Source organism: Frankia sp. AgB1.9 (genome assembly GCF_016786355.1).
In the GTDB taxonomy this organism is placed as follows: domain Bacteria; phylum Actinomycetota; class Actinomycetes; order Frankiales; family Frankiaceae; genus Pseudofrankia.
In genome coordinates, this window is sequence record NZ_JADWYX010000069.1 from 1 (window position 1) to 3,235 (window position 3,235).

Below are 3,235 nucleotides of genomic sequence, written 5' to 3' on the forward strand. Positions count from 1 at the left end.
CCCCCCGACACCACCCCCATCACCCTCACCAACTTCTACGACCACCTCACCCAGCACGGATACCACTACGGACCCACCTTCCAAGCACTCACCGCCGCCTGGAAATCGGGCGACGACATCTACGCCCTCGTCGAGCTCGACGCCGAGTACCGAGACGCCGCGTCGGACTACGAGATCCATCCGGCGCTGCTCGACGCCGCCCTGCACGCGCTGGCGGTCGGGGACGCGGCGGAGAGCTCGCCCCCAGGGGCCGTCCGGCTGCCGTTCGGGTGGAACGACGTGACCCTGCACGCGAGCGGGGCGAGGAGCCTGCGCGTACGGCTGGCGCCGGCGGGCCAGGACTCGGTGTCGATCACCGCCTGGGACGAGGCCGGATCGCTCGTGCTGCACGTCGGATCGCTGGTACTGCGCACCGCGAACCTGTCGCCGTCCGCCGGGTCGTCCCAGCTTGCGGCCGCGCGTTCGCTCTACCAGATTGACTGGGCCCCGCTCGACGTGACGGAGGCGGACCAGGACGCCGGCCTGCTGGCCGTCCTCGACGGCGTCCACCACGCCGCTCTCGACGAGGTGGACGGCGACGTCGTGTCGGCCGAGAGCCTGACCGATCTGACGGACGGCGAGGACGCGCGCCTGCCCGACATCGTGATCGCCACGCTGGGTGAGCCGGCGGCCTCCGCTGGCCCGGGCCACGCCGCTGAGTCCGCCCACCTGCTGACCACACAGACCCTTTCGCTCGTCGGCCGGTGGCTCTCCGAGCCACGGCTGGCCGCGGTCACTCTGGTACTGCTCAGCCGTGGCGCGGTGGAGCTGCCCGCGGCCGGCGGCGCACCCGATCTGGCGGCCGCGGCCGCCCGCGGCCGTGTGAGGGCGGCCCCGGCGGCGCATCCGGGGCGGATCGTCCTGGTCGACATCGACGACCAGCCCGAGTCCGCCAGGATCCTGCCGGCCGCGGTCCGCGCCGCCACGCGGTCCCACGAGCCCGAGCTGATGATCCGCGCCGGCCGGCTGTACCGGCCACGGCTCGTGCGCGGACCGTCGCGGCCGGCCCTGAGGCCGCCCTCCGCGGAGGGGACCGCGGCCGGCGCGACGGCGGGTTCGGCCTCGTGGCGACTCGACGTCAGCGAGCGCGGCACCGTCGAGAACCTGATGCTGCGGCCGAACCCGGACGCGCATCGCGCGCTGGGAACCGGCGAGATCCGAGTGGCCCTCCGCGCGGCCGGATTGAACTTCCGCGACGTGATGATCGCGCTGGGGATGTATCCGGGCGAGGCCGCGCTTGGCAGCGAGGGTGCGGGCGTCGTGCTCGAGGTCGGGCCCGGCGTCCAGGACCTCGCGCCGGGCGACCGGGTGATGGGCCTGCTGTCGGGCGGGGCCGGGCCGGTCTGCGTCACCGAGCGCGCGCTGGTGACCCACCTGCCGCGGGGCTGGTCGTTCGCGACCGCCGCCGCCGTCCCGATCGTCTTCATGACGGCCTACCGGGGGCTGGTCGATCTCGCCGGCCTGCGGGCAGGTGAGTCGGTGCTCGTGCACGCGGCCGCCGGCGGCGTCGGCACGGCCGCGACCCAGCTGGCCCGCCATCTGGGCGCAGAGGTGTTCGGCACGGCGAGCACCGGCAAGTGGCGGGCTCTGCGCGACGCCGGGCTGGATGACGCGCACATCGCGGACTCCCGCACGCTGGGCTTCGAGCAGACCATCCTCGAGCGCACCGCTGGCAGGGGTGTCGACGTCGTCCTCAACGCCACCGCGCGGGACTTCGTGGACGCGTCGCTGCGGTTGCTGCCGCGCGGCGGCCGCTTCCTGGAGATGGGCAAGACCGACATCCGCGCCCCCGAGCGCGTCGCGCGCGACCACCCGGGCGTGCGCTACCAGGCCTTCGACCTGATGGAGGCCGGTCCGGCGCGGATCCAGGAGCTGCTCGTCGCAGTCGTCGAGCTGTTCGAGGCAGGTGTCCTGACACCGCCGCCGATCACCGCGTGGGACATCCGGCGGGCTCCTGAAGCCTTCCGCCATCTTGGCCAGGCTCGCCACGTCGGCAAGGTCGTGCTCACCGTCCCGGCCGAGCCGGATCCCACCGGGACGGTGCTGGTCACTGGCGGCACCGGCGCGCTCGGGGCGCAGGTCGCCCGTCATCTGGTCGCCACCGGCCGGGCTCGCCACCTGCTGCTCACCAACCGGCGCGGCGACCGGTCCGGCGCGGCGCGGGAGCTGGTCGAGGAGCTGTCGCAGCTGGGGGCGCAGGTGCGCGTCGAGGCCTGCGACGTGGCGGACCGGACCGCCCTCGCCGAGCTGGTCGCTGGCATTCCCGCCGACCATCCGCTGACCGCGGTCGTACACACGGCCGGTGTGCTCGACGACGCGCTGCTCGCGGACCTGACGCCGGAGCGGGTACGGACGGTGCTGCGGCCGAAGGTGGACGGAGCGTGGAACCTGCACGAGCTGACAGCTGGCGCCGACCTGGCCGCGTTTGTGCTGTTCTCCTCTGTCGCGGGGACGCTCGGCAACCCCGGGCAGGCCAACTACGCCGCCGCGAACGCCTTCCTCGACGCCATGGCCGAGTACCGCGCGCGCGCCGGTCTGCCGGCCACGTCACTGGCCTGGGGACCGTGGGCGGGCGGTGGCATGGCCGTGGATCTGGATGGCGCCGCGCGTGTCCGGCTGGACCGCGGCGGCATCCGGACGCTGCCGGTCGATCAGGCTCTCGCGTTGCTCGACGCGGCGATGGCCGCGCCGCACCCGGTGCACGTGCCGGTCGCGCTGGACCTGGCCGCGCTGCGTGACCGGGGCGCGGCAGCAGGCTCGAGCCGGGTGCTGGACGGTCTGGTGGGGACGCCGTCCCGACGGCGGACCGCGTCCGCGGCAGACGCGCCGCGACAGCTCGCCGACCGCGTCGCCGGCCTGGGTCGGGAGGAACAGGACCGCCTGCTCGTCCAGCTGGTGCGGGCGCAGACGGCGACCGTGTTGGGCAACCACGCCGCCGAGTCGGTACCGCCGAACCGGCCGTTCACCGAACTCGGCGTCGACTCGCTCGCCGCAGTCGAGCTGCGCAATCGGCTGGCAACCGTCACCGGTCTGCGGCTGCCGACGACGCTGGTGTTCGACCATCCGACCCCCGTCTCGCTGGCCGACCTGCTTCGCGGCCTACTGCTCGCGAGTGCCGGCCGCCGGCCCCCCCCCCCCCCCCCCCCCCCCCCCCCCCCGCGGCCCCCCCCCCGCGCCCCCCCCGGGGCCCCCCGGG

Annotated in this window: 1 protein-coding gene; it reads left to right on the forward strand. The window is 74.9% G+C overall.

Going from position 1 to position 3,235, the window contains the following annotated elements:
• Positions 1–3,235 (forward strand): SDR family NAD(P)-dependent oxidoreductase (locus I6A60_RS25080; RefSeq protein WP_203055706.1); only part of this gene is annotated, 3,235 nt, incomplete at both ends.